Origin of the sequence: Methylobacterium litchii (assembly GCF_038442315.1) — a bacterium.
GTDB classification, from domain to species: Bacteria; Pseudomonadota; Alphaproteobacteria; order Rhizobiales; family Beijerinckiaceae; genus Methylobacterium; species Methylobacterium litchii.
In genome coordinates, this window is record NZ_JBBXMY010000007.1 from 171,463 (window position 1) to 195,665 (window position 24,203).

Here is a 24,203-nt window from a genome sequence, read left to right on the forward strand (position 1 = left end):
TGGTAACGGTTGTGGGGCGGGCTGACCACTCCACCCCGGGCATGAGGGGCCTGCTTGCGCGTGCGGACTATTCCGAGGGCTCGGGGTCCAGGGACATGCGCATTCGCAAACGGACGATACCGTCCTCCGTCCGCACGGCCAGCACGTAATCCTGCCGCTCCGGCCCCTCGACGATTCCCTGCGCGATGCGCGTCATGATCCGCGCGGCTTGGGCGCGGGCGGCGTCGAGATCGGGAAGATCGAACCCCTCCTTGTCGCGGACGAGGTTGCTGCCGTCATGGAGGTCGATGAAGAAGCGGGGCACTGCGCGGATCGGGTCCAACCGGTGGACCCTACGTATGCGCCTCCGTTGTTTCTACGCAGTTACCGAGCCGGCAATGTTCGTGGCTGGATCGACGCAGGGCGGCGGTCCTCGGGACCGCCGCTGTTCCATTCGCGCAGATCGACCTCAGTAAGCTCGGCCAAAATACGGCTGAGACACCGGGCGGTAGCGCTCGGAGACCGGCCAAGTATAAGGCCGCGCCGTGCCGGAAACTTGAGTGTTGACCTGATAGGCGGGCTTGAACCCATTGAGGGTCGTGGTGTGACCGTTCTTCTTGTGCGCCGCCGCGTCCTTGGCGGCGACCGTGCCGGTCAAACCGCCGACGGCCAGGGTGACGAGGGCAAGGCGAGACAACATCCCAGGCATCGAGACCTCCAACGACGGCACAACTGCCGGCGGGAATCGAACGGTCACGCCGACGCCCGGTTCCGCGCGTCGCGGCTCAGGCGCCGAACCGCTCCGTGCGGATGATCGTGGCCGGAACTCCCGCCGCCATGATGAGGTCGGCGGCCGGGCTGACGAAGCGGTTCGAGCCGCAGAGGAACACCTTGGTGGGGGAGCCGATGCTCGCGAGGGCCGCCTGCACCAGCCCGGCATCGATCCGCCGCCCCTCGCCCTCCCGCGTGGTGCGCAGGAACAGCGAGAAGTTCGGCTCGTCGCGGTGGCGGGCTTCGAGCTCTTCGAGGGCGATGGCCTCGGCGCGGCTGCGCACCGAATAGATCAGCGTCGCCGGGATCTCCGGCGCCACCTCGGCCCGCCGCCGCAGCATGGCGAGGAGCGGCACCACGCCCGAACCGCCGCCGGCCAGCAGGAGCGGCCCGCCGTCCGGCCCGTCCCAGGAGAACGATCCGCCGATGGGTCCGCGCAGTTCGAGCCGGTCCCCCACCTCGGCGGACTCGAAGAACCAGCCGGAAACCTCGCCGCCGGGCAGTCCCTCGACCAGCAGTTCGAGCGTCCCGCTGTCGTCCGGCACCGAGGCGACGGAATAGCTGCGGCTCGCCCGGTAGCCGTCCGGGGCGGTGAGGCGCACGTCGACATGCTGCCCCGCCCGCTGCCGACCGGCGAGGGCACAGCGCAGGCACACGCTTTTCACATGGGGCGTCATCACCGTGACGGAGGCGACCTCCGCCTCGTGCCAGCGGAAAACGATGGGCTCGGCCGTCGCCGGCTCAATCTCCGATGTACCGCTGCTCACGCCAAGGGTCCCCGTACATGTGATAGCCGCGCAGTTCCCAGTAGCCGGCGGTGTCGGTGTTGGTGAAGCGCAGGCCCTTCAGCCATTTGGCGCTCTTCCAGAAGTACAGGTGCGGCACGAAGAGCCGCGCCGGCCCGCCATGGTCGGCATGGATCGGCTCACCCGCGTAGCGCGTGGCGATCATCGCCTTGCCGTTGAGGAGATCCACGACCGGCACGTTGGTGGTGTAGTCGTCGAAGGATTCCGCCAGCAGGTAGGCGGTCGGCGCCGAGATGTTCGCATCGGCCAGGAGGTCGTCGATGGTGACGCCCTCCCACGCCGTGTCGAACTTCGACCACTTGGTCACGCAGTGGATGTCCCCGTGCCACTTGGTGCGCGGCAGGGCATCCAACTCCTCCCAGCTATACGCCTTGATGGGCCGGGATCCCTCGCGCAGCGTGAAGCGCCAGGTGGACAGCTCGATCACCGGATTGGGCCCAATCTGCAGGATCGGGAAATCCTGCGTCAGGTACTGGCCCGGCGGAAGCCGCGCTCCGGTCTCTGGAGGTTGCCGTCGCCCGACGAAGCCGCGTGTCACCATACCGGTTTCCTCACTCATGGCCCGGTTTCGAACGCGAAATGCCGTCCGTCAAGCGCCGTGACTTCGCCGAATAATCGCCCGAAAGCGCATGTGAGATAGGCTCAACGTCGAAAGGCGTGGACTCATCACAGGAACGGACATGCGGACGACCTTCGCGACCGCCGCGCTACTGGCCGGCGTCATCACCCTCGCCCCCGCCGCACAGGCGCGGGACGGCATCGGCCCGGCGGGCGCCGCGGCGCTCGGCGCCATCGGCGGCCTCGCGGTCGGCAGCGCCATCGCCGGTTCGGCCAACAACGGCTACTACCCCGGCCGTCCCGTCTACCGGGCCCCACCCCCGGTCTACGTGGAAGAGGATTACGGCCCGGTCTGCCATTTCGAGCGTCGCCGCTACGTCGATGCCTATGGCGACGTGCTGGTCCGCCGCGTCCGCGTCTGCGAGTGATCCGGTTCTGAGACGGGCTGTGGCTTGAAGCGCTCGGCGCAGGCGATCCCGCCAAGCACGAGCGCCAGGGCCGCCGCCTGGACGGGGCCGAAGGGCTCGCCGATCACCAGGACGGCGAGCCCCGCCCCGAAGATCGGGACGAGGTTCACGAAGAGGCCCGCGCGGTTGGGGCCGATCAGTTCGACACCGCGCATGAAGCAGAGCTGCGACAGCAGCGAGGGTCCGAGGCCGACGAAGGCGACCATCGCCCACCCCTCGTGGCTCGGCCAGACGGCGTGGCCCGTGGCCATTTCCACCGCGAGCGGCGGCAGGGACGTGACGAAGGCCGCAACGGCCATGGCGCCGAAGAAGCCCAGCGCCGACACCTTCGGCCGCATCGGCAGCACCACCGTATACCCCGCGTAGAGCAGACAGGCCCCGAACACGAGCACATCGCCCCGGTTGAAGGCGAGGTTCGTGAGCACGGAGAGGTCGCCATGGCTCGCGGCCATCGCCGCGCCTGCCAGGGTGAGCACCACCCCGACCGCCTGTCCGCCGCCCACCGGCACGCCATAGGCGATGCGGTTGGCCAGGATGACGATGACCGGGATCGAGCCCTGAAACAGGGCGAGGTTGACCGCACCCGTATAGGTGCCGGCCGCGTAGAACAGGCAATTGAAGGCGGTGTAGCCGAGCCCGCCCATGAGCAGGATGCGCAGCCAGTGACGCCGCAGGATCGGCCATTCGGCCAGGATGCGCGGGCCCGCGAACGGCATGAGCACCGTGCAGGCCACGAGCCAGCGCAGGGTCGTGATGACCTGCGGCGACACATGGCCCGGGGCCCACCGGCTGGTGACGGCGTTGCCCGCCCAGAGCAGCGCGGTGAGCGTCAGGAGGGGGTAAGCCGCGGCGGCGGCGCCGCCCGGCTTTGTCACCTCAGCGGCGACGGAACTGACCGCCGCGCACCGGCGGACGGGGACCGGAGGCGCGCTCGTCCTTGTGACGGAACACGAGACGGCCCTTCTCCAGATCGTAGGGCGACATCTCGACCGTCACCCGGTCGCCGGCCAGCGTCTTGATGCGGTTCTTCTTCATCTTGCCGGCCGTGTAGGCGACGATCTCGTGGCCCTGGTCCAGCTGCACCCGGTAGCGGGCATCGGGAAGGATCTCGATCACGAGACCGTCGAACTGCATCAACTCTTCTTTGGCCATACACCTTCTCCAGTCGGACCGTCCGGCAGCAGGCGTTCCGGCAAAACAGCGTTCGACAACCCGTGTCGTCTGAAAAACGCCGGAGCACGACGGTCCGATCCGAAAGGGGGGATCACTTCTGCCCGGCGGCGAAGCACGGATTTAGTCGCCATGGAACACAGCCGCAAGTCGGCTGCGACGTTCCCGGTGCCGCAATACAATCCGTTTTCACCTTTCTTCCTCAGGATGGCGGCTCTTGCCCGGCATAATCGAGCCGCCCGTCCGGCGTCCGGCGCCAGACGCGCAGCAACACCATCCCGGCGGCCGGATCGCCCCGCCCATCGAAGGAAAGATCGCCGAGGACGGTCTTGTACTTGCCCGTGCGCAGGGCGTCGGCAAGCTTGCGTCCGTTGACCTTGCCCTTCGCATCAGCCGCCTGCCCCCTGTCGAGGGCCTGGGCGAGAAGTTGCACGGCGGCATAGGCGCCGGCTGCCGCCGAATCCGCCTCCGGCGTGCGCGGTGCCGCCTTGCTGCTCTTGAGGTCGGGCAGGCGCGGCGGATCCGGGGGCAGCGTCATCACCGTGCCCTCCCCCGCCGGGCCGCTCGCGGCGAAGGCCTGGGCGAGGATGCCGTCGCTGGCGACGAGCGGCGCCGCGAGGTGAGCCTCCCGCATCGCCCGCACCAGGGTCGCGGCGTCGGCGCCCGTGCCCCCGAAATACACTGCCGCCACCTTGGCCGCAGCGAGGCGCTTCACCAGCGCCGAGAGATCGCGGCTGCCGTGCTCGATCCCCTCGAAGGCCGCCTCGTGCTGGTTGAGGTCGTGCAGCCGCGCGGCGACCGCGTCGGCGAGGCCGCGCCCGAACGTCGTGCGGTCGTTGAGGATGGCGATGGGTTTCCCCGCATAGACCCTGGCGAGATAATCGGCGGCAGCGCGGGCCTGCTGCGGATCGCTCGGGCCGAGGCGGAACAGGTTCCACAATCCCCGCCCCGTCAGCGGCCCGTAGGTGACGCCCGGCGCGACGAGGACCGTGCCGGCCCGCTCATAGATCGGCGCCGCCTTCGCCACGGCGGCGGATTCGAATGGGCCGATGACCGCGCCGATCCCGTCGGCCACGAACCGCGCGGCGACGGCGGCGGCCTGTTTCGGATCACCGCCATCGTCGGCGGCGGTGAGGGCGAAGCGACGCCCGCCCGCGCGGTTGAGATCGGCCACCGCTTGCTCGGCGCCCGCCCGCAGGCCCTGCCCGAAGCCGGCATCCGGCCCCGAGAGCGGCGCGGACAGGCCGATCCGAACCGGTGGCGAGACCTGCGCGGCGGCGGGCAGCGTCCCGAGGAAGCACAGGGCCAGGGCGAGGGCTCTCATGGTCCGGGGCGGCCTCGGCGGATACGAACTTGCGCGAGTATACGCAGCCTCACCTACGCGCGGCGATAGTCGTCACGGATTTTCGACCAGCCCTGCGTCCAGACAGGGTCGCGGTCCCGCGCGATCTGCGCGATAAGGCGTCCCGATCCGCAGTACCGCGGCGGCGAAGCATCGTCCCCGGCGGGTCGCCTCAGCCGTTTCGGGACCAATTCCATGACCTCGTTGTTCGCCGGCATCCAGGATGCGCCGCTCGACCCCATCATGCGCCTGTTCGAGGCGTTCAATGCCGACACCCGTCCGGGCAAGCTGAACCTCGCCATCGGCGTCTACACCGACGCGGAGGGCAAGGTGCCGCGCCTGCGGGCGGTTCAGGAGGCCGAGAAGCGCTGGATCGAGAAGGGCCTGCCGAAGACCTACCGGCCCATCGAGGGCACGAAGCCGTTCCGCGACGCGGTGCAGGCGCTGCTGTTCGGCGAGGGCGCGGCGATCCTCTCGCAGAATCGCGCCGCCACGCTCCAGAGCGTCGGCGGGACGGGCGCCCTGAAGATCGGCGCCGACGTGCTCGCCAAGCTGAAGCCCGGCGCCACCGTCGCCGTCAGCGACCCGACCTGGGAAAACCACCGCGCCCTGTTCACCCAGGCCGGCTTCACCGTGGTGGATTACCCCTACTTCAACAATGAGACCGGCGGTGCCGACTACCCGGCCATGCGCGCGGCCCTCGAGACGATGCCGGCCGGCTCCATCGTCGTGCTGCACGCCTGCTGCCACAACCCGACCGGCGCCGACCTGACGGACGAGGAATGGGCCGACCTCGTGCCGCTGATGCAGAAGCGCGGGCTTATCCCCTTCCTCGACATCGCCTACCAGGGCTTCGGCCTGGGCCTCGACGCGGATGCCGGGCCGGTGCGCCGCTTCGCCGAATCGGGCCAGGAGTTCTTCGTCGCCTCGTCGTTCTCGAAGTCGTTCTCGCTCTACGGTGAGCGCGTCGGCGCCCTGACCATCGTCGCTGCCGATCCGGCCATGCGCGCCAAGGTCGAGGCCCTGGCCAAGCGGCTGGTGCGGTGGAGCTACTCCAACCCGGTGACGCACGGCGCCGCCATCGTCGAGATCGTGCTCACCGATCCGGCGCTCCGGGCCGATTGGGAGAAGGAGCTCGGCCAGATGCGCGAGCGCATTCAGGAGATGCGGGTGCGCATGGCCGACAGCCTTCACCAGCGTCACCCCGACCGGGGCTTCGAGGCGATCAAGGTGCAGAAGGGCATGTTCTCGTATACCGGCCTCAGCCCGGACGAGGCCGTCCGCCTGCGCGAGCAGCACGAGGTCTACGCACTCGAGACCGGCCGCGTCTGCGTCGCCGCCCTGAACACCCACAACATCGACCGCGTTCTCGACGCCATCGACGGCGCCGTGCAGGGCTGAACCGCCACGCCGGCATCGCCCTGCGGCGATGCCGGCAGCGGATCTGCGTAAGTAGGTCCCAAAAAAGTCCTTAAGATCGGGCTGCGGTGAAGCCCCATTCAGGAATGCCGCCAGCCTCATGCTCAAAACCGCCTTCGTTGCCGCACGCGACCGCCAGCGGCTGTCGGAGATTGCCTCGATCCTGATCGGTTTCGGCGTCACCCGCGTCGTGGACCGTCTCGGGCTGCGTGCGCTTCCGCTGCTGCCGCGCCGCCAGCCGCGTGTCGACGTCACCCGTCTCTCCGAGCCCGAGCGGATGCGCCGGGCCATCGAGGCGCTGGGGCCGACCTTCATCAAGTTCGGCCAGATCCTCGCGAGCCGGCCCGATCTCCTCTCCCCCGCCTGGACGGAGGAGTTGCAGAAGCTGCACAGCCAGGTCCCTCCCGTGCCGTGGGAGCAGATCAAAGACCAGTTGGAGCAGGACCTCGGCGGCCCGGCTGCGGAGATCTTCGCCGAGTTCAACATCGAACCCCTCGCTTCGGCCTCCATCGCCCAGGTCTACCGGGCGCGGCTGCATTCGGGCGAGGACGTCATCGTCAAGGTGGTGCGGCCGAACCTGCGCAAGATCATCGAGGCCGACCTGCGGCTGATGGCGCACGGCGCCCGCATCGTGGAGGCGGAGTGGCCGGACATGGCCCGCTACCAGCCCCGCGAGCAGATGCGCCACCTCGCCGACGGCCTGAACGGCGAGCTGGACCTGCTCAACGAGGCCCGCAACTGCGAGCAGCTGGCGCAGATCTTCGAGGGGCGCGACGACATCGTGTTCCCGCGCATCCACTGGGAGTATTGCTCCGAGCGGGTGCTGGTGCAGGATTTCATCCACGGCATCCCGCCCAACGACGAGGCCGCCCTGGCGGCGGCGGGCATCGACAAGAAGATGCTGGCCCAGAAGGGCACCGACGCCTTCCTGCAGATGGCCCTGATCGAGGGGCAGTTCCACGCCGACCCGCACCCCGGCAACATGCTGGCGATGGCGGGCAACCGGATCGGCTTCATCGATTTCGGCATCATCGGCCGCCTGTCGCAGCGGCGGCGCAACCAGCTCCTCGTGCTGATCGGCGCGATGCTGAAGCAGGACGCGGACGGCCTGATGGCCGTGCTGCTCGACTGGACCGGCACGAGCAACCCCGACCTCACAAAGCTCCAGGTCTCGGCGCAGGCCTTCGTGGAAAGCCACTCCACGATCCCGCTCAACCTCGGGCTTGTCCTCACAGACTTCATGAACATGGCCCGCGAGAACGACCTCGCGATGCCGACCGACCTCGCGATCCTGTTCAAGGGTCTCGTGACGGCGGACGGCGTGATGCGCCACCTCGATCCGAACTTCGACCTCTTCGCCGCAGCCGCGCCGACGGTGCGGGCGAGCATGCGCTCGCAATTCTCCCTCGATGGGCTGAAGCAGAAGGCCGAGGCCCTGGGCGCGGGCCTCTACGGCGCAGCCTCCGAACTGCCGACGCTCATCCACTTGATGCTGGTGCGGCTGAAGCAGGGCCGCGTCACCGTCGAGATCGAGATCAAGGGCCTCGACAAGGTCACGCGCGGGATCGAGCGCGCCGCCGCCCGCGTCGCGGTGGCCCTCGTGGTCGCGGCCTTCGCTACTCAGCTCGCCCCCCGGCTCATCGACCTCGGCACTCCGGTTTTTGTGTCAATCGGACTCGTCGTATTTATTCTCGGTATTGGGTGGTTGGTATTGCTTATGCGAAAACGCTGACCGTCTCATCGAATACAATTCTCGGGATCCGTCGCTTTTGTCGCAAGCGAGCTGACACAGTCTTCGCTTGCGGCAGCTTGGCCGCATGATACGGTCGAGCACCCCTCGAATCGCGTGGTTGCGGGCGGGGGCGGCGACCAAGAAGCGGACCCAGTCCGCCACCGCCGTCTTCGCTCCGATCTGACCGTCGCCGACCGCGCCTTCGCGGGGCTCGAGCCCCGTGACGGGGCCTCCGGTGGGGTACGGCGGGGGCGCTGCGATGGATCTGCTTGTTGCGTTGACTGACCTGGAACCGGTCGTGGTCCGCCGCGAAGATCTCGAGGCCGAGAACGCGCGGCTGCGTCTCCTGCTGAGTCAGGCGACGGAACTCGCCGACAGCGAGATGCGCCGCAACGCTCGCCTCAACCGCATGGTCGAGAGCGGTCGCATCGCCGCCGAGCACAGCGCCACCCGCCTCGCCAGCGCCGAGGAACTGAACGCGAAGCTCCAGGCCAGCGAGGAATTCAACCGGCGCCTGCTGTGGACCACGAACGATTTCGTGGCGGTGCTCGATCTCGACGGTCGGCTGATCACGCTCAGCGAGAACGGCCCCTCGATCCTCGGCCTCGTCAGCGCGGCGGGGGCGCTCGGCCAGCTCTGGGTCGACTTCTGGATCTGCCCCGACAGCCGCAACGCCGTGCTCTCCGGCCTGCACTCGGCCCGGCTCGGCCGCGCCAACCGGTTCCAGGCGGAACTGGAGGTGCGCGGGATCTCGACGTGGTGGGACATCGCGGTGACGTCGATCCACGGGGCCGACGAGCGGCCGGAGCGGATCCTGGCGGTCGCCCGCGACATCACGGAGTTGAAGACCACCGAGGCGCGGCAAACCCTGCTGATGCAGGAACTCGCCCACCGCATGAAGAACACGCTGGCGCTGGTGCAGGCGGTGGCGGCGCAGACCCTGCGCAACGCCGTCTCCCTCGAAACCGCCTCGGATTCGCTTTCCGCGCGGCTCCTCGCGCTGGCGCAGGCGCATGACGTCTTGGTGCAGGGCTCCTTCGCCAGCGCCTCGCTCTCGGCCCTCGTGGGCACGGCCGTGTCGCTGCACGGCGACGGCGTGCCGGGCCGCTTCCGGGTGGAGGGGCCGGACGTCACGCTGAACGCCCACCAGGGCATGACGCTGGCGCTGATGCTGCACGAACTCGGCACCAACGCCACGAAGTACGGCTCGCTCTCCACCCCCGCCGGCCATGTCGCGGTGACGTGGCACGTGGTCGAGGCCCGGCCCGAGGGCGATCCGGTCCTGTGCTTCCGCTGGGAGGAGATCGGCGGGCCGCGGGTCGCGCCCCCGACGCGCACGGGCTTCGGCACGCGGCTGATCGCCCGCAGCCTCGCCCACAGCTTCGGCGGCGCGGTCACGCTGGATTACCCCGCGAGCGGTGCGGTGCTCACCTTCGAGAGCCCCCTGCCGCCCCTGCCCGCCGAGGCTCAGATCTTCCAGCGGGCGAGCTAGGCGAGGCTGTTCTCCGAGAGGGCGCCGAGGGTGGCGTCACGCAGGCGCCGCGCTTCGGCGAGGGGCGCGGCGATGCCATCGCCCGCCTTCGCCTCGCGCTCGAGAATGCGGCAGGCGGCGCTGAAGGCGTCGCAGCCGAGCATGCCGGACATCGAGACCAGGGTGTGCGCCTCGCGCCCGATCTCGACGGTCGGGCGTTCGCCCTCCGGAAAGGCGTCGGCCAGGGCCTGAGAGAAGCGGGCGACCAGCTTCTCCAATCGTTCCCGCCCGATCACGTCACCGAGTTCGGAGAGCGTGCTCGCATTGACGAGGGCGGGCGTGGACAATGGCACTGTCCCTTTTCATACATCGGTTGACTTCACAGGTCACAGGATGCCCCGCTGACCGTCATCATCCAACCCCTCCGGGCCCCACCGGTCACGATGTCGCTCCGGGGCGGATCCCGGAGCCCGACGGTGCCGCGCGGAGCCCGCCCTTGAGGACGAACAGCCTGCGGGCGCGCCTGTCCGCGCTCTGGATGATGCTGCTCGCCTCCGGCGCGGCCACGGGGCTGCTGCTTTACGGGCTCTATGGCCAATCGACCGCCGTGCAGGTGGCCGAAGCCGAGGTGGCGGTGACGCGCGGATGCCGCGAGATCATCGACCGGGTGGCCGGACGAAAGGGTCCGCTCCCGCCGGGTACCGCCCCGGAGCGCATCGTCGCCCTGGCCCTCGAAGCCCTGCCCGGCGTCGAGGGCGGCATCTGGACGGCCTCCGGCGATTCGGTCGCCTACGCCTTCCCGACCTACGAGGGCACTGGCCCGAAGACCGACCTGCCCGAGGCCGAGCGCCCGGTCATCGCGGCGGTGACGACCGAGGCTCTGCAGGTGGACCACGCCGTGACGCTCCGGCGACCGAACCGGACGCAGGTGCTCGTGCTCCAGGGCTGTCCGCTGCGCGCCTACGGCCCCGACGCCACCGCCTGGACGATGATCCGCGCCCATGTGGCCGAGGGACCGTCCTACACGCGGCTGCTCGTCGGCCTCGGCTTCCTGGCGGTGACGGTGGTCGGCGCCGCGATCTTCCTCGGGCGGTTCCTCATCGGCTTCTCCCGCCGGATCGCGCAATTGGAGGCTGCCCTCGCCTCGCCCCTCGCGGAGGCCGAGGAACTGCCGCACCTGCAGCGGACGGGAGAATCGGAACTCGACCGGTTGGTCGATGCCCTGAACGCCGCCGGGGGGCGGCTGCGCGCCGCCCGCGAGCGGGCCGTGGCCGCCGAACGCCTCGCGGCGGTGGGGCGACTCGCCGCCGACCTCGCCCACGAGATCCGCAACCCCATCGCCGCCATGCGGCTCAAGGCCGAGAACGCCTTGGCCAACGGCGAACCCGAACGGGCCGCGACCGCCCTGAGATCGGTGATCGGGCAGATCGCCCGCGTCGATGCCCTGTTGCGCGATCTCCTGAACCTCACGCAGCTACGCTCCATCGCCCGCAGCCCGGTGCCGGTCGGCCCGCTGCTGACGGAATGCGCGCAGGACCACCGGGACTTGGCCGAGGCGCGTGATGTCCGCATCGCCGTCGAGACGGACAGCCTGCCGCCGGGGGACGATCCGCATCTCGACCGGGCGCAGATCGTGCGTGCGGTGGAAAACCTGATCCTCAACGCGATCCAGCACAGCCCCGACGGCGGCACCGTCCGCGTCGAGGCCCGGCGTGTCGTCCGGGACGGCAACGTGCTCTTAGGCATCGCCGTCTCGGATGCCGGCGCAGGCGTCGATCCTGATCTGCGCGCGGCGATCTTCGAGCCCTTCGCCACCGCGCGCCCCGGCGGCACCGGCCTCGGCCTCGCCATCGTCCGCGAGATCGCGCGGGCGCACCGGGGCGACGTGATCTTGGCGCCGTCCTTGGCGGGCGAAGGCGCCACCTTCCTCATGGAGCTGCCATGGCGACCGTCCTGATCGTGGATGACGACGCCGCCCTGCGCGAGGGTCTGGCCGAGACGGTGGGCGATCTCGGCCACCGCCCGGTCGTCGCGGCGAGCGGCAGCGAAGCCCTGGCACGTCTCGCGGCGGGGGGCGTGAACGCCGTGCTCCTCGACCTGCGGATGCCGGGTGATCTCGATGGCATGGCGACCCTCGCCCGCATCCGCGCGCAAGCTGAGCCGCCGCCGGTCCTCGTGCTCACCGCCTATGCGAGCCCGGCCAATACCATCGAGGCGATGCGGCTCGGCGCCCACGACCATCTCACGAAGCCGGTCGGCCGGGCCGACCTCGCTGCCGCCCTGGACGGGATGCTTCAGCGCGCGCGGCCCGATCCCGTGCAGGGGGGCAAGCGCCCGGCGGGCGGGCTCGTCGGCTCGAGCGAGGCGATGCGCCGGGTGCAGAAGACCATCGGCCTCGTCGCCGACAACCCGGCGACGGTGCTGATCGGCGGCGAGACCGGCACCGGCAAGGAGGAGGTCGCCCGCGCCATCCACGCCTATTCCGCCCGGCGCGAGAGGCCGTTCGTGCCGGTGGATTGCGCCGCGATCCGGCCCGACCTCCTGGAGATCGAGTTGTTCGGCCATGCGCGCGGCGGCTTCCCCGGCGCCACGGCCGACCGGAGCGGCGCCTTCGCCCAGGCCGCCGGGGGCACGCTGTTCCTCGATGAGGTCGGCGACATGGCCCCCGCCATGCAGGCCAAGATCCTGCGGGTGATCCAGGACCGCACGGTCACGCCCCTCGGCGGGCGGCCGCTACGGATCGATGTCCGCCTCGTGGCAGCGACCCATCGCGACCTGCCGGCTCTCGTAGCGGAAGGCCGCTTCCGCGCCGACCTCTATTACCGGCTCGCCGTGGTACCGATCGTGATGCCGCCCCTGCGAGACCGCCTCGCCGACATCGTGCCGCTGGCCGAGCATTTCCTCGCCGCCTTCGGCAAGCGCCTCAGCGCCGGGGCGGCGGCGCGGCTTCTCGCCTATCCGTGGCCCGGCAACGTTCGAGAGTTGCGCAACGTGGTGGAGCGCGCCGCCGTTCTGGTGCGCGGCGGGATGATCGCCGCCGACGAGATCGACTTGCCGGGCAGCGCACCCGCCGCAATGGACGCGGCCGAGGACGAGGCCGGCGACCTGCCGGGAGCCGTCGCGCGGCTCGAACGCCGGATGATCGCGCGGGCGCTCGAGGATGAAGGCGGCAACCGCACCCGCGCCGCCAAGCGACTCGGCATCCAGCGGCAACTGCTCTACGCGAAGATCGAACGCTACGGCCTCGCCGTGGATGACCCGGCACTGTCGCGAAACACGACAGAGGACGTCGCTAAATCAGACAGCGAAGACTCACCGTAATGGGGTGAAAGTTGCCGGTTCCGGCCGTTCTGCTCAACTAATCGTCATCGGAGACTACCAACCGGAACTGCACCTGACGTGGCGCGTCTTGGTGGCGCTCGGTCCGCGGGGGCGGACTATCGAGGATTTTATCCATGGCCGGGGCAGCTTTGCCGAACGAAACGCGGGGCGGGAGCACGAAGGCTCCCTCGGCGAAGGCTTTGCGCGGCCTCGACGCCCTCAACTTCTTCCTCGCGGACGTGCGAGACGGCCTCGGCCCTTATCTGGCGATCTACCTCATCGCCGTGCGCGGCCCGGACCAGGGGTGGAACGAGGCGACGACCGGCCTCGTCATGACCATCGCGGGCATCCTCGGCCTCGTGATGCAGACGCCCGCCGGGGCCTTCATCGACAAGACCAACCACAAGCGGGCGGTGGTGATCATCGCCGCCATCGCGGTGACGGCGAGCTGCCTCGTCCTGCCCTTCGTCTCGAACTTCTATGTCGTCACCGCCACGCAATCCCTCGCCCATGTCGCGGGCGTGATCTTCGCGCCGGCCCTGGCCGCGATCACCCTCGGCCTCGTCGGGCCTAAGATGTTCTCGAAGCGGATCGGCCGAAACGAAGGCTTCAACCATGCCGGCAACGCCGTCTCGGCGGCGGCGGCGGGCGGCCTCGCCTACTTCTTCGGCCCGGTGGTGGTGTTCTGGCTGATGGGCATCCTGGCCGCTCTCTCCATCGGCGCGATGCTGCTCGTGCCGGCCAAGGAGATCGACGACGACCTCGCACGGGGCATGACCACCCCCGAGACCAAGAACGACGAGGAGCCATCGAGCCTGAAGACCCTGCTCAAAAGCAAGGGCCTGCTGCTGTTCGCGGTGCTCTGCGCGATCTTCCACCTTGCCAACGCGGCGATGCTGACCTCGGTCGGCCAGTTGCTCACCCACATCTCCGGCAAGGACCACGCGACTTCGCTCATCGCGATTTGCATCGTGGCGGCGCAATGCGTGATGGTGCCGACCGCGATCTTCGTCGGCGCCAAGGCCGACGCCATCGGCCGCAAGCCGATCTTCCTCGTTGCCTTCGGCATCCTGGCGATCCGGGGCGTGCTCTACACCTTCTCGGACAGTCCGTTCTGGCTGGTGGGCGTGCAGCTCCTCGACGGCATCGGCGCGGGCATCTACGGCGCGCTGTTCCCCATCGTCGTGGCCGACCTGACGCGCGGCGGCGGACGCTTCAACGCCGCGCAGGGTGCGGTCGCCACCGCGCAAGGTGTCGGCGCCTCGCTCAGCGCCACGCTGGCCGGCGTCATCATCGTGTCGGCCGGGTACTCGGCAGCGTTCCTGTCCCTCGCGGCCATCGCAGGTGTCGGCTTCGCCCTGTACCTCATGCTGATGCCGGAAACGCGGGACGATCTGCGGGCGACCGGCAACGACACCCTGCCCCGCGCTGCCGCGACCGCCTGAGTACGCCGAGATGAGTACGCTTCCCTCGGACGGGTCGTCCCGGCCCTTCGTCTTCCTGCATGTCGGCGACCAGCACCTCACGGTGCGGGACGCGCCCCACCACCGGGATCTCGTCGCGATTCTCGACCAGATCGCCTCGTTCGGCCGGGATGCCTACGACTTCGTCTACTTGCCGGGCGACATCGCCGAGAACGGCGCCGCCGGGGAATACGCGCTGATCGAGGAGGCGCTTCGGAGCCAGCCCTCCCTGCCGGTCCTGCTCATTCCCGGCGACCATGACCGGCAATACGGTTCGATGGAGGACTTCGCCCGCTTCCACGATGCGGTCATGGCCGGGCGCCATCCAAGCGTGGCGAACGACCTCCTACAGCCCCCGGCGGGACCGGGGGTCGATCCGCAGCGCGCGTCGATCCCACAATATTACTACGCCGCCGATTACGGCGCGGTGCGCTGCCTGTTCGTGGACATGATCAGCGCGGGGTTCGGCCAGAAGGGCAAGGGCCTCGATTTCCGCATCGGCCCCACGCAGATGGACTGGCTCAGCGCGGAGGTCGTGCGCGCCCGGCGCGAGGGGAAGACCTGCGCGGTCTTCATGCACGCCTATCCCGACGATCTGGAGAAGAAGGAAGCGGCGGAGGTCGCCGGCCTCTTCTGGAGCCAGGGCGTGCGCCTCGTGGAGATGGGCCACACCCACTACAACGAGCTGGCCCATGACGGGCGCACCACCTACGCCGCCGCCCGCTCCGTCGGGCAGAACGAGGACGGCTCCGTCGGCTACGCGGTCGGCGCCATCGATGCGGGCGAGGTAAGCTGGCGCTTCCGCCCCCTCGACAGGGTCGGCCCGTTCGTCCTCATCACCAGCCCCGCCGACCGGCGCCTCGCCACGCACGGCCTGCGCGGCGACGAGGCAGGCCGCATCGCCGTGCGGGCGGTCGTGCTGTCGGACGAGGCACCCTCGCTCTGCCGCTGCCGTGTCGATGACGGGCCGTGGCAGGGGATGGAGCGCATCGCGGACGGACCGGCCTACACGGCCTCCGTCGCATGGACCTACGGCGCCCGCCGCCTGACGGTGGAGGCGATCGATCCCCGCTGGCCGGGATACGGGCCGGACTACATCGACCGCGACGTGATCGAACCGGCGAGCAGCGTCTTCGTCGGCCCGATGCGCCCCGACCGGCCCGGCAGCGATGCGTGCAGCCTAGGCGCTTGGCTCGACAAGGGCGTGCGGGGCGACCAGCTCGGCCCGAACCGGGCCGGTCGCGACTGGTGATTTCCTTTTCCTTCTGACCGAAAGACCGACGCCGCGATGGGTGCCCTGACCCTGACACCGAACCTCGCGACCTGGGGCATCGCCGCCCTGGCGACGCTGGGCGTGATCCTGCGCCCCTTCTCCTGGCCTGAGGCGATCTGGGCGGTGCTCGGCGCCGCGCTTCTCGTGGTGCTCGGCTTGCTGCCCTGGCAGGTCGCCATCGACGGCATCGCGAAGGGGACGGACGTCTACCTCTTCCTCATCGGCATGATGCTGCTCGCCGAGATTGCCCGGAAGGAGGGCCTGTTCGATTGGCTCGCGAGCCACGCGGTGCGCGCCGCCAAGGGCTCGGCCACGCGCCTGTTCCTTCTCGTCTACATCGTCGGCACGGTGGTGACGGTGTTCCTCTCCAACGACGCCTGCGCCGTGGTGCTGACGCCGGCCGTCTACGCCGCGACCAAGACGGCGAAGGTGAAGGACCCCCTGCCCTACCTGTTCATCTGCGCCTTCATCGCCAACGCGGCGAGCTTCGTGCTGCCGATCTCGAACCCAGCGAACCTCGTCGTGTTCGCGCAGAACATGCCGCCGCTCGGGACGTGGCTGCGCCTGTTCGCCCTGCCCTCTCTGCTGGCCATCGTGACGACCTACCTCGTCCTGCGCGTCACCCAGAGTTCTTCCCTCAAGCAGGACATCGAGGCCGACGTGGAGACGAAGCCGCTGGAGACCGGCGGCAAGGTCGCCGGCCTCGGCATCGTCCTCACCGGCGCCGCGCTCATCGGCGCCTCGGCGGCCGGCATCGAACTCGGTCTTCCGACCTTCATCGCCGGCCTCGCCACCGCCATCGTCGTGCTCGCGATCAAGCGCGGCGGCGTCGTCGAGGTCGCCAAGGACGTGTCGTGGAGCGTGCTGCCGCTGGTGGCGGGACTGTTCGTGCTGGTGGAAGCCCTGGAAAAGACCGGCGTCCTCAAGTTGCTGGCCGACACGCTGAAATCCTACGCCTCCGCCGATCCGACGGCGACGGCCTGGGCGGGGGGCGCGGCCGTGGCCTTCGGCTCGAACCTCGTCAACAACCTGCCCGCCGGCCTGCTCGCGGGCGCGGCGGTGCAGACGGCGGAGGTCTCGCAGAAGGTGGCAGGCGCCATCCTCATCGGCGTCGATGTCGGCCCGAACCTCTCCGTCACCGGGTCGTTGGCCACGATCCTCTGGCTCACGGCGATCCGCCGCGAGGGCCAGGACGTGTCCGCCGGCCAGTTCCTCAAGCTTGGGGTGCTGGTGATGCCGCCGGCCCTGATCCTGGCGCTGGCCGCGCTTCTCTACCTCTGACCCTGTCGAAGACCGGAGACCACGCGGCGTGACTGCGACCCTTCTTTATCCCTTCATCATCGTCGCCGGGTGCCTTCAGGCCCTCGGCAATTCCATGAACGCGCAGCTGCGCGGCAAGGTGGTCAATCCGTGGCTCGCCGCCACGGTGTCCTTCCTGCCGATCGTCTTCGTCTTCGCGACGCTGTTCTTCACGATGCCGACACCGATGCCGAGCCTGGACAGCCTGTCCAAGATGCCGTGGTACGCGCCGCTCGGCGGCGTCGCCGGGGCGGTGGCGGTGTTCGGCGGCCTCGCCTTCATCGACAAGGTCGGCGCCGGGCCGTTCAACGGCCTGACGCTCACCGCCAACATCATCACCTCCCTCGCGATGGATGCGTTCGGCCTGTTCGGCCTGCAGGCGGCCGGCTTCAAGCCGCTGCCGTGGCTCGGCGGCCTGCTCATGGCCGTCGGCGTCGTCTTCATTGCCCGCTCGGGCGGCAAGAAGGATGGCGACGAGCACACCAGCACCGCCGGCAAGCTGCTCTACCCGTTCATCATCGTGGCCGGCATGCTGATGGCCGTCGGCGTGGTCTGGAACGCGCAGCTGCGCGGCGCCCTGGTGAACCCCTGGCTCGCCGCCACCGTATCCTTCGTGCCGGTGGTGTTCGTCTTCGCCTTCATCTTCCTGCTGCGTCCGACCCCGCTGCCCAAGCGCGAGGATCTCGCTGGCGTGCGCTGGTACATGCCGCTCGCCGGCATCACCGGGGCGGTGGCGGTGTTCGCCGGCCTGCTCTTCGTGGACAAGGTCGGGGCCGGCGCGTTCAACGGCCTGCTCATCACCGCCAACCTGCTCACCTCCGTCGCCCTCGACCATTTCGGCTGGCTCGGGATGAAGCAGGTGAAGGCCGGCCCGGCCCGCCTCGTCGGCGCCGCCGTAATGGTGGCCGGCATCGTCCTGATCTCGGTGTTCTAGGCCGGCAGCGGAGAGACCACCTCCTCGGCCGCGATCACCGGTTCGGGGGGCGCCTTGCGCGAGAAGTAGTAGAGGTCCACCGCCCGCCAGAAGGCGCCGCGCTCGGCGTCGCTCCGGTGGGCGAGGGCCGCTTCCAGATGCGCCATTGCCTCGCGGGCGATCTCGCTGCCCTGAAGCTCGTCCATCAGATCGGAAAGATCAGGCATGGCAACCTCCATTCTCTGTCCGAGAAAGAATAACGCCTAAGCTTGAATAGCGATCCAAAACCGGCCCGGCCGCTTGCCAGGGTCGAGGCTACGGCTACGATCACCGCACTGCGAAAGCTCGTCGCGGGAGATTCTACATGCAGCTTCGTCGTCGCTTCCTCCTGTCGGCGGCCCTGCCGCTGGCCCTGGCCTTCGGCCTTCAGGCCGCACCGCTCGGGGCGAAGGAGATGCCGGATTCCCAGGCGACGACCGAAGCGCGCAAGCCCAATGTGGTCATCATCGCCACGGGCGGCACCATCGCCGGCGCGGGCGCCGACGCCACGAACAGCGCGAGCTACGTGGCGGCCAAGGTGCCGGTGGACAAGCTGATCGCCGCCGTGCCGCAAATCTCCACCATCGCCAACGTGCGCGGCGAGCAGGCCTTCCAGATCGGCTCCGAGAGCTTCACCGACGCGAAGCTGATCCAGCTTGCCAAGCGCGTCTCGACGCTGCTGAAGCAGGACGACGTGGACGGCGTGGTCATCACACACGGCACCGACACGCTGGAGGAAACCGCGTTCTTCCTCGATCTCGTCGTGAAGAGCGACAAGCCCATCGTCGTGGTTGGCTCGATGCGCCCCTCCACCTCCCTCTCGGCGGACGGCGCCCTGAACCTCCTCGACGCGGTGACGGTGGCCGGCAGCAAGGAGGCCATCGGCAAGGGCGTCACGGTAACGATGGGCGACTACATCCAGAGCGGTCGCGACGTGACCAAGCGGACGAACGTCGTCCCGAACGCGTTCTTCAGCCAGTGGGGCCCGCTGGGCATGGTGGTCGAGGGCAAGACCTACTTCTACCGGACGCTTGCCAAGCGCCACAACACCAGCTCCGAGTTCGACATCGACCAGATCGACAGCCTGCCGTTGGTGGGCATCGTCTACGGCTCGGGCAACATGATTCCGGCCGTCTACGATACGGAGGTCCAGGCGGGGGCCAAGGCGATCATCCACGCGGGCACCGGCAACGGCTCGGTGGCCGATTACCTCGTGGACAAGCTGAAGGACATCAGCGCCAAGGGCACGATCATCATCCGCTCGGCGCGGGTGCCGGATGGGTTCGTGGTGCGCAACGCCGAGCAGCCCGACGATAAGTACGGTTGGGTCGTCTCCCACGATCTCAACCCGCAGAAGGCCAAGCTTCTGGCCGCCGTGGCGCTCACCAAGACGAGCGACACGAAGGAGCTTCAGCGCATCTTCTGGGAATACTGACCTCTCCCGCCCCCGCCCGGCATGCGCGTCACGCGGGGCGGATGGCGATGCGGTCGTGATCCCCTGGCAATTTTTGGAGTAAAGTCTCACCTGCATGCCGCAGGAGAAACACCCATGAGCGACCTTCATCCGGAAGTCGCGGCCGTCACCGCGCGCATCGTCGAGCGCTCGCGGGACAGCCGCCGCGCCTATCTCGACCTGATCGAGCGGGAGCGCGAATCCGGCGTCCATCGGCCGACGCTGGCCTGCGGCAACCTCGCCCACGGCTTCGCGGCCTCCGGCGAGGACAAGGCGGCGATCCGGGCCGGGCGGTCGATGAACATCGGCATCGTCACCGCCTACAACGACATGCTTTCGGCCCATCAGCCGTACGGACGCTACCCGGACCAGATCAAGGTCTTCGCCCGCGAGCGCGGGGCCACGGCGCAGGTCGCGGGCGGGACGCCAGCCATGTGCGACGGCGTCACCCAAGGGCAGCGCGGCATGGAATTGTCGCTGTTCTCGCGGGACACCATCGCCCTCTCGGCGGCGGTGGCGCTCAGCCACGGCATGTTCGACGGCGCGGCGCTGCTCGGCATCTGCGACAAGATCGTGCCCGGCCTGCTGATCGGCGCGCTGCGCTTCGGCCACCTGCCGACGATCCTGATCCCGGCCGGGCCGATGCCCTCGGGCCTCGCCAACAAGGAGAAGGTGCGGATCCGCCAGCTCTACGCCGAGGGCAAGGTCGGCCGCGAGGAACTGCTCGAGTCGGAATCCGCCTCCTATCACGGGGCCGGCACCTGCACGTTCTACGGCACGGCCAACTCCAACCAGATGATGATGGACATGATGGGCCTGCACATGCCGGGCGCCTCGTTCATCAACCCCGGCACGAAGCTGCGGCAGGCCGTGACCCGCGCGGCGATCCACCGGCTCACCGAGATCGGCGCGAACGGCAACGATTACCGGCCGCTCGGCAAGTGCGTGGACGAGAAGGCCATCGTGAACGCCACCGTGGGGCTGCTCGCCACGGGCGGCTCGACCAACCACGCGATCCACCTGCCGGCCATCGCCCGCGCGGCGGGCATCGTCATCGACTGGGAGGACATCGACCGGCTCTCGGCGGTGGTGCCGCTGATCTGCCGCGTCTATCCGAACGGTGCGGGCGACGTTAACCACTTCCACGCGGCGGGCGGGATCAGCTTCGTGATGTCCGCCCTGCTCGATGCCGGAATGCTGCACGACGACATCCTCACCGTCTCCGGCGCGCGCCTGCGCGACCATGCCCGCGACCCGAAGCTGTCGGGCGAGGAACTGGTGTTCGAGGACGCGGTGCCCGAAAGCCTGGACGACACGATGATCCGCCGGCCGGATCGTCCGTTCCAGCCGGACGGCGGGATGCGCCTCGTGAAGGGCAATCTCGGCCGGGCGACGTTCAAGACCAGCGCCGTCGATGAGAAGCGCCACGTCATCGAGGCCCCGGCGCGGGTGTTCGACGATCAGGACGAGGTGCTGAAGGCGTTCAAGGCCGGCGAGTTGGAACGGGACGTGGTGGTGGTCGTGCGCTTCCAGGGTCCGCGCGCCAACGGGATGCCGGAACTGCACAAGCTCACCCCGCCGCTCGGCGTGCTTCAGGATCGCGGCTTCAAGGTCGCGCTGGTGACGGACGGGCGCATGTCCGGCGCATCGGGCAAGGTGCCCGCCGCGATCCACCTGACCCCCGAAGCCCTGGCCGGCGGTACCATCGCCCGGCTGCGCGACGGCGACATGGTGCGCCTTTCGGCCCCCGAGGGTCGCTTGGAGGTGCTGGTGGACGAGGCCGACCTCGCTGCCCGCGACCTCGCGCCGACTCCGAAGCCGCAGGCCGGCACGGGCCGGGAATTGTTCGCCTTCATGCGCGTCGGCGCCGACGGGGCCGAGCAGGGCGCCTCGGCCATGCTCGCCGCCGCCGGCCTCTGAGAGGGATTCATACCATGAACGACCTCGCCAGCATCGACACGCTGATGCGCTCCGTGCCGGTCATCCCGGTTCTGGTGATCGATGACGTCGCCCAGGCTCGTCCCATCGCCGAGGCGCTGGTGAAGGGCGGGCTCACCGCCCTTGAAGTTACCCTGCGCACCCCTGCCGCCCTCGACGTGATCCGGGAGATGGCGACGGTCGAGGGCGCGGTGGTCGGCGCCGGAACGGTGCTGAACCCGCGCGATCTCGACGCCGCCATGAAGGCCGGTGCCGAGTTCATCGTCTCGCCGGGACTCACAGCACCGCTGACGGAGGCCGCCAAGGCGAACGGCGTGCCCTACCTGCCGGGTGTCACCACCGCCGCCGACATCATGCGCGGGCTCGACCACGGGCTCGACCGGTTCAAGTTCTTCCCGGCCGAGGCGGCGGGCGGGATCAAGGCACTGAAGGCGCAATCGGCCGTGTTCGGGCAGGTGCGCTTCTGCCCAACGGGCGGCATCACCGAGGCCACCGCCCCGGATTGGCTCGCCCTCCCCTCCGTGCTTTGCGTCGGCGGGAGCTGGGTGGTGAAGCCCGGTGTGCCGGATCCCGCCGCCATCGAGGCGGCGGCGCGGGCGGCCTCCGGTTTGCGGACGTCCGCCTGAGGGCGGATCACTCCGCCGGCATCGCCTGCATGGACTCGCGGGGCACGAAATGCGTGCCCTCCTTTTCCAGCACCACCTTGCGGTCGTGCAGGGCTTCCAGCGTCGAGCGGTGGCCGATGGAGACGATGGTCGTCTCCGGCAGCCGCTCGCGCAGCATCCGGTAGATCTTCGCCTCCGAGGGCTCGTCCAGCGAGGCCGTCGACTCGTCGAGGAACAGCCACGCCGGCTTGGCGAGCAGCGCCCGCGCGATGGCGAGACGTTGCTGCTCGCCGCCGGAGAGCCGCCGCTCCCACACGTCGTCCTCATCCAGCTTGTCGATCAGGCCGGGCAATTGCGCGTCGGTAAGCGCCTGCCGGATTTCGCCATCCGAGAATCGTGACCGTTCGTTCGGATAGACCACCGCATCGCGGAGCGTCCCGAGGGGGATGTAGGGCCGCTGCGGCAGGAGCAGGGCCGATTGCCCGGCCGGCACGTCGATGCGGCCCCGGCCGAACGGCCAGATGCCGGCGATAGCGCGGAACAGCGTCGACTTGCCCGAGCCCGAGGGGCCGGTGACGAGGGTCGCCACGCCCTTCGGCAGCGAGAGCGTGTCGGCGGCGACGATCTCGCGCCCATCCGGCAAGGCAAGCGCGAGACCCGTGGCGGTGACGCCCCCGGACGTGGCGTTGCCCTGCATGAGCCCGCCGCCGGTCGTCGCCATGGCCTCGGCCTTGGTCATCGCCCGGCGGAAGGAGCCGAGACGAATCGTGTTGGCCTTGTAGGCCGCCAGCGTGGTGTAGGCGTCCACGAAGAAGGACAGCGAGGTCTGCACCTGACCGAAGGCGTTGCCGGTCTGCTGCAGCGCCCCGAGCGTGATCTTCTTGGCAAAGAAGGATGGCGCCGCGATCAGATAGGGGAAGATGACGCTCGCCTGCCGGTAGCTGAAGGTGAAGGCGATCAGCTTGATCCGGCGGAAGATGATGCCGGTGTAGTTGGCCACCACCATGTGGAACAGCGAGGAGAGGCGGCTGGCCTCGGCCTTCTCGCCCCTCAGCAGGGCGATCTGCTCCGAATAGATGCGGTTGCGGGCCAGCGAGAAGCGGAAGTCGGCCTCGACGCGCTCCTGGCGGAAGTTCAGCCCGATGAGCGGGCGGCCAATGAGGTGCGTCAGCCACGTACCGACCACGGCGTAGGCGATGACGAGCCACACGAGGAAGCCCGGCACGACCGTATCGGTGAAGGGCAGCACGAAGTCCTTCGAGATCGTCCAGAGGATGACGATGAATGAGACGAGCTGCGCCGCCTGGCTCAGCAGCCGGATCGACAGGCTCGCCGTCTGCCGGATGAAGGCATCGACGTCCGATTGGATACGCTGGTCGGGGTTGTCCGCTTCCTCGTCGGTGAAGGGGATGCGGTAATGGGTGCCCTCCCCCAGCCAGCGGCCAGTGAGGCTGTGCGTCAGCCACGTCCGCCAGCGGATCAGCAGGGAGGAATCCACGAACAGGTCGAACATGCCGATGGCGATGTTCAGCGCCGCCAGCGGCACGAAGATCCACAGCAGCTGATGCCAGAAGGCTTCCGCGTTGTACTCCTGCAGGGAGTTGTACATGTCGCGGTAGAAGAAGTTGAACCGCAGCGTCAGCGCGACGTCGGCGAAGTTCACGAAGATCGACAGGGCGACGAGGTTGCGCCCGATGCGCCCCTCGGTGCTGCCGAACCAGCTGAACAGGCGGATTTCCTTGGTCGGTGCGTCACGGTTGGCGAAATACGGATCGGCGATCATCGTGATCGCGCGGATAGGTTCGAGATAGGAAATGCCGAGCACGATGCCGGCGAAGACCACGGCGCCGGTCGCCGCGAAAGCCGGCGGTAGGAGGGCGGCGAGGAACGGCGGCAGCACGCCCGCCTCGGCCAGCGCCCGCGATCCCGCGAGCAGCAGATAGCCGACGCCGTAGACCGAGACGAAGACCTTGAGATAGGCCGAGATGGTGTTCGACGCGACGAGGATCGCGGCCATCGCGAAGCCCGCCAGCGAGACGTAGAGCGGGGGGCTGGGAACGCCGGGGAACGCCAGCAGGACCAGCGCACACAGCGCGGTCACTACGGCCTGGATACCGAGTCCGGTCCTGATCGCCGCCACACCCATCTCCCTTCACGTCCCCCCGACCGCGGACGGACGGGACC

General features: G+C 69.2%; 23 protein-coding genes. 13 read left to right on the forward strand and 10 right to left on the reverse strand.

Annotated features, from left to right (window positions below):
* Nucleotides 1–67 precede the first annotated feature (67 nt).
* The 4 genes from AAHF99_RS14845 to AAHF99_RS14860 all read right to left on the reverse strand — a co-directional run bounded on the left by AAHF99_RS14845 (nt 68) and on the right by AAHF99_RS14860 (nt 2,097).
* Nucleotides 68–304 carry a DUF6894 family protein gene (locus AAHF99_RS14845; protein WP_342165165.1) on the reverse strand — a complete coding sequence of 79 codons (237 nt, stop codon included), beginning with the start codon at nt 302–304 and terminating at the stop codon, nt 68–70.
* Nucleotides 305–448: 144 nt separating this feature from the next.
* On the reverse strand, nt 449–679 hold the full coding sequence (locus AAHF99_RS14850; RefSeq protein ID WP_342165166.1) for a hypothetical protein: 231 nt from the start codon (nt 677–679) through the stop codon (nt 449–451).
* An 85-nt stretch (nt 680–764) separates the two neighbouring features.
* Nucleotides 765–1,427: an FAD-binding oxidoreductase gene (locus tag AAHF99_RS14855; RefSeq protein ID WP_342165273.1), complete on the reverse strand. Its 663-nt coding sequence runs from the start codon at nt 1,425–1,427 to the stop codon at nt 765–767.
* Between the two features lie 64 nt (nt 1,428–1,491).
* The gene (locus AAHF99_RS14860) at nt 1,492–2,097 is read right to left on the reverse strand and encodes a sulfite oxidase-like oxidoreductase (protein ID WP_342165275.1); all 606 of its coding nucleotides are present in this window, start codon (nt 2,095–2,097) and stop codon (nt 1,492–1,494) included.
* 139 nt (nt 2,098–2,236) lie between these two features.
* On the opposite strand from AAHF99_RS14860, the gene AAHF99_RS14865 reads away from it, so the two are divergent.
* On the forward strand, nt 2,237–2,542 hold the full coding sequence (locus AAHF99_RS14865) for a hypothetical protein (protein ID WP_342165167.1): 306 nt from the start codon (nt 2,237–2,239) through the stop codon (nt 2,540–2,542).
* Here AAHF99_RS14865 and AAHF99_RS14870 read toward each other — a convergent pair.
* The 3 genes from AAHF99_RS14870 to AAHF99_RS14880 form a co-directional block, all read right to left on the reverse strand.
* On the reverse strand, nt 2,500–3,456 hold the full coding sequence (locus tag AAHF99_RS14870; protein ID WP_342165168.1) for a DMT family transporter: 957 nt from the start codon (nt 3,454–3,456) through the stop codon (nt 2,500–2,502). The two genes, AAHF99_RS14865 and AAHF99_RS14870, sit on opposite strands and share 43 nt — an antisense overlap.
* Before the next feature lies 1 nt (nt 3,457).
* On the reverse strand, nt 3,458–3,733 hold the full coding sequence (infA, locus tag AAHF99_RS14875) for a translation initiation factor IF-1 (RefSeq protein WP_238250273.1): 276 nt from the start codon (nt 3,731–3,733) through the stop codon (nt 3,458–3,460).
* A gap of 220 nt (nt 3,734–3,953) precedes the next feature.
* The gene (locus tag AAHF99_RS14880) at nt 3,954–5,075 is read right to left on the reverse strand and encodes a branched-chain amino acid ABC transporter substrate-binding protein (protein WP_342165169.1); all 1,122 of its coding nucleotides are present in this window, start codon (nt 5,073–5,075) and stop codon (nt 3,954–3,956) included.
* A gap of 213 nt (nt 5,076–5,288) precedes the next feature.
* Here AAHF99_RS14880 and AAHF99_RS14885 point away from each other — a divergent pair, with 213 nt between their 5' ends.
* From AAHF99_RS14885 to AAHF99_RS14895, 3 genes are all read left to right on the forward strand, one after another.
* Nucleotides 5,289–6,494: an amino acid aminotransferase gene (locus AAHF99_RS14885; RefSeq protein ID WP_342165171.1), complete on the forward strand. Its 1,206-nt coding sequence runs from the start codon at nt 5,289–5,291 to the stop codon at nt 6,492–6,494.
* Nucleotides 6,495–6,612: 118 nt separating this feature from the next.
* Nucleotides 6,613–8,244 carry an ABC1 kinase family protein gene (locus AAHF99_RS14890; RefSeq protein ID WP_243955399.1) on the forward strand — a complete coding sequence of 544 codons (1,632 nt, stop codon included), beginning with the start codon at nt 6,613–6,615 and terminating at the stop codon, nt 8,242–8,244.
* Between the two features lie 298 nt (nt 8,245–8,542).
* A complete protein-coding gene (locus AAHF99_RS14895; protein WP_342165172.1) occupies nt 8,543–9,736 on the forward strand; it encodes a sensor histidine kinase in 1,194 nt (397 codons plus the stop codon).
* Here the strand turns inward: AAHF99_RS14895 and AAHF99_RS14900 are convergent.
* Entirely contained in the window at nt 9,733–10,062 is a 330-nt protein-coding gene (locus AAHF99_RS14900; RefSeq protein WP_342165173.1) for an Hpt domain-containing protein, read from the reverse strand. The two genes, AAHF99_RS14895 and AAHF99_RS14900, sit on opposite strands and share 4 nt — an antisense overlap.
* Nucleotides 10,063–10,211: 149 nt before the next feature.
* Between AAHF99_RS14900 and AAHF99_RS14905 the strand changes: the two genes are divergently transcribed.
* The 6 genes from AAHF99_RS14905 (at nt 10,212) to AAHF99_RS14930 (ending at nt 18,005) form a co-directional block, all read left to right on the forward strand.
* On the forward strand, nt 10,212–11,672 hold the full coding sequence (locus AAHF99_RS14905) for a sensor histidine kinase (protein ID WP_342165174.1): 1,461 nt from the start codon (nt 10,212–10,214) through the stop codon (nt 11,670–11,672).
* The gene (locus AAHF99_RS14910; protein WP_342165175.1) at nt 11,657–13,036 is read left to right on the forward strand and encodes a sigma-54-dependent transcriptional regulator; all 1,380 of its coding nucleotides are present in this window, start codon (nt 11,657–11,659) and stop codon (nt 13,034–13,036) included. The genes AAHF99_RS14905 and AAHF99_RS14910 overlap by 16 nt, the downstream gene beginning before the upstream one ends.
* A gap of 134 nt (nt 13,037–13,170) precedes the next feature.
* On the forward strand, nt 13,171–14,481 hold the full coding sequence (locus AAHF99_RS14915) for an MFS transporter (protein ID WP_342165176.1): 1,311 nt from the start codon (nt 13,171–13,173) through the stop codon (nt 14,479–14,481).
* Nucleotides 14,482–14,491: 10 nt separating this feature from the next.
* Complete coding sequence (locus tag AAHF99_RS14920; RefSeq protein WP_342165178.1) at nt 14,492–15,751, forward strand: metallophosphoesterase family protein; 1,260 nt, start codon at nt 14,492–14,494, stop codon at nt 15,749–15,751.
* 36 nt (nt 15,752–15,787) lie between these two features.
* A complete protein-coding gene (locus tag AAHF99_RS14925) occupies nt 15,788–17,053 on the forward strand; it encodes an arsenic transporter (protein ID WP_342165180.1) in 1,266 nt (421 codons plus the stop codon).
* 28 nt (nt 17,054–17,081) lie between these two features.
* Nucleotides 17,082–18,005: a DMT family transporter gene (locus tag AAHF99_RS14930; RefSeq protein ID WP_342165182.1), complete on the forward strand. Its 924-nt coding sequence runs from the start codon at nt 17,082–17,084 to the stop codon at nt 18,003–18,005.
* Here AAHF99_RS14930 and AAHF99_RS14935 read toward each other — a convergent pair.
* Nucleotides 18,002–18,211, reverse strand: a complete 210-nt coding sequence (locus tag AAHF99_RS14935) for a hypothetical protein (RefSeq protein WP_342165184.1) — start codon at nt 18,209–18,211, stop codon at nt 18,002–18,004. The genes AAHF99_RS14930 and AAHF99_RS14935 overlap by 4 nt on opposite strands.
* Before the next feature lie 137 nt (nt 18,212–18,348).
* Here AAHF99_RS14935 and AAHF99_RS14940 point away from each other — a divergent pair, with 137 nt between their 5' ends.
* From AAHF99_RS14940 to eda, 3 genes are all read left to right on the forward strand, one after another.
* Nucleotides 18,349–19,458 carry an asparaginase gene (locus AAHF99_RS14940; RefSeq protein WP_342165186.1) on the forward strand — a complete coding sequence of 370 codons (1,110 nt, stop codon included), beginning with the start codon at nt 18,349–18,351 and terminating at the stop codon, nt 19,456–19,458.
* A gap of 114 nt (nt 19,459–19,572) precedes the next feature.
* Complete coding sequence (gene edd, locus AAHF99_RS14945) at nt 19,573–21,396, forward strand: phosphogluconate dehydratase (protein ID WP_342165187.1); 1,824 nt, start codon at nt 19,573–19,575, stop codon at nt 21,394–21,396.
* Between the two features lie 14 nt (nt 21,397–21,410).
* Nucleotides 21,411–22,040, forward strand: coding sequence for a bifunctional 4-hydroxy-2-oxoglutarate aldolase/2-dehydro-3-deoxy-phosphogluconate aldolase (gene eda / locus AAHF99_RS14950; protein WP_342165188.1), 630 nt, complete (start codon nt 21,411–21,413; stop codon nt 22,038–22,040).
* A gap of 7 nt (nt 22,041–22,047) precedes the next feature.
* Here eda and AAHF99_RS14955 read toward each other — a convergent pair whose 3' ends face one another.
* Nucleotides 22,048–24,159, reverse strand: a complete 2,112-nt coding sequence (locus AAHF99_RS14955) for an ABC transporter ATP-binding protein/permease (protein WP_342165189.1) — start codon at nt 24,157–24,159, stop codon at nt 22,048–22,050.
* Nucleotides 24,160–24,203: the final 44 nt, after the last annotated feature.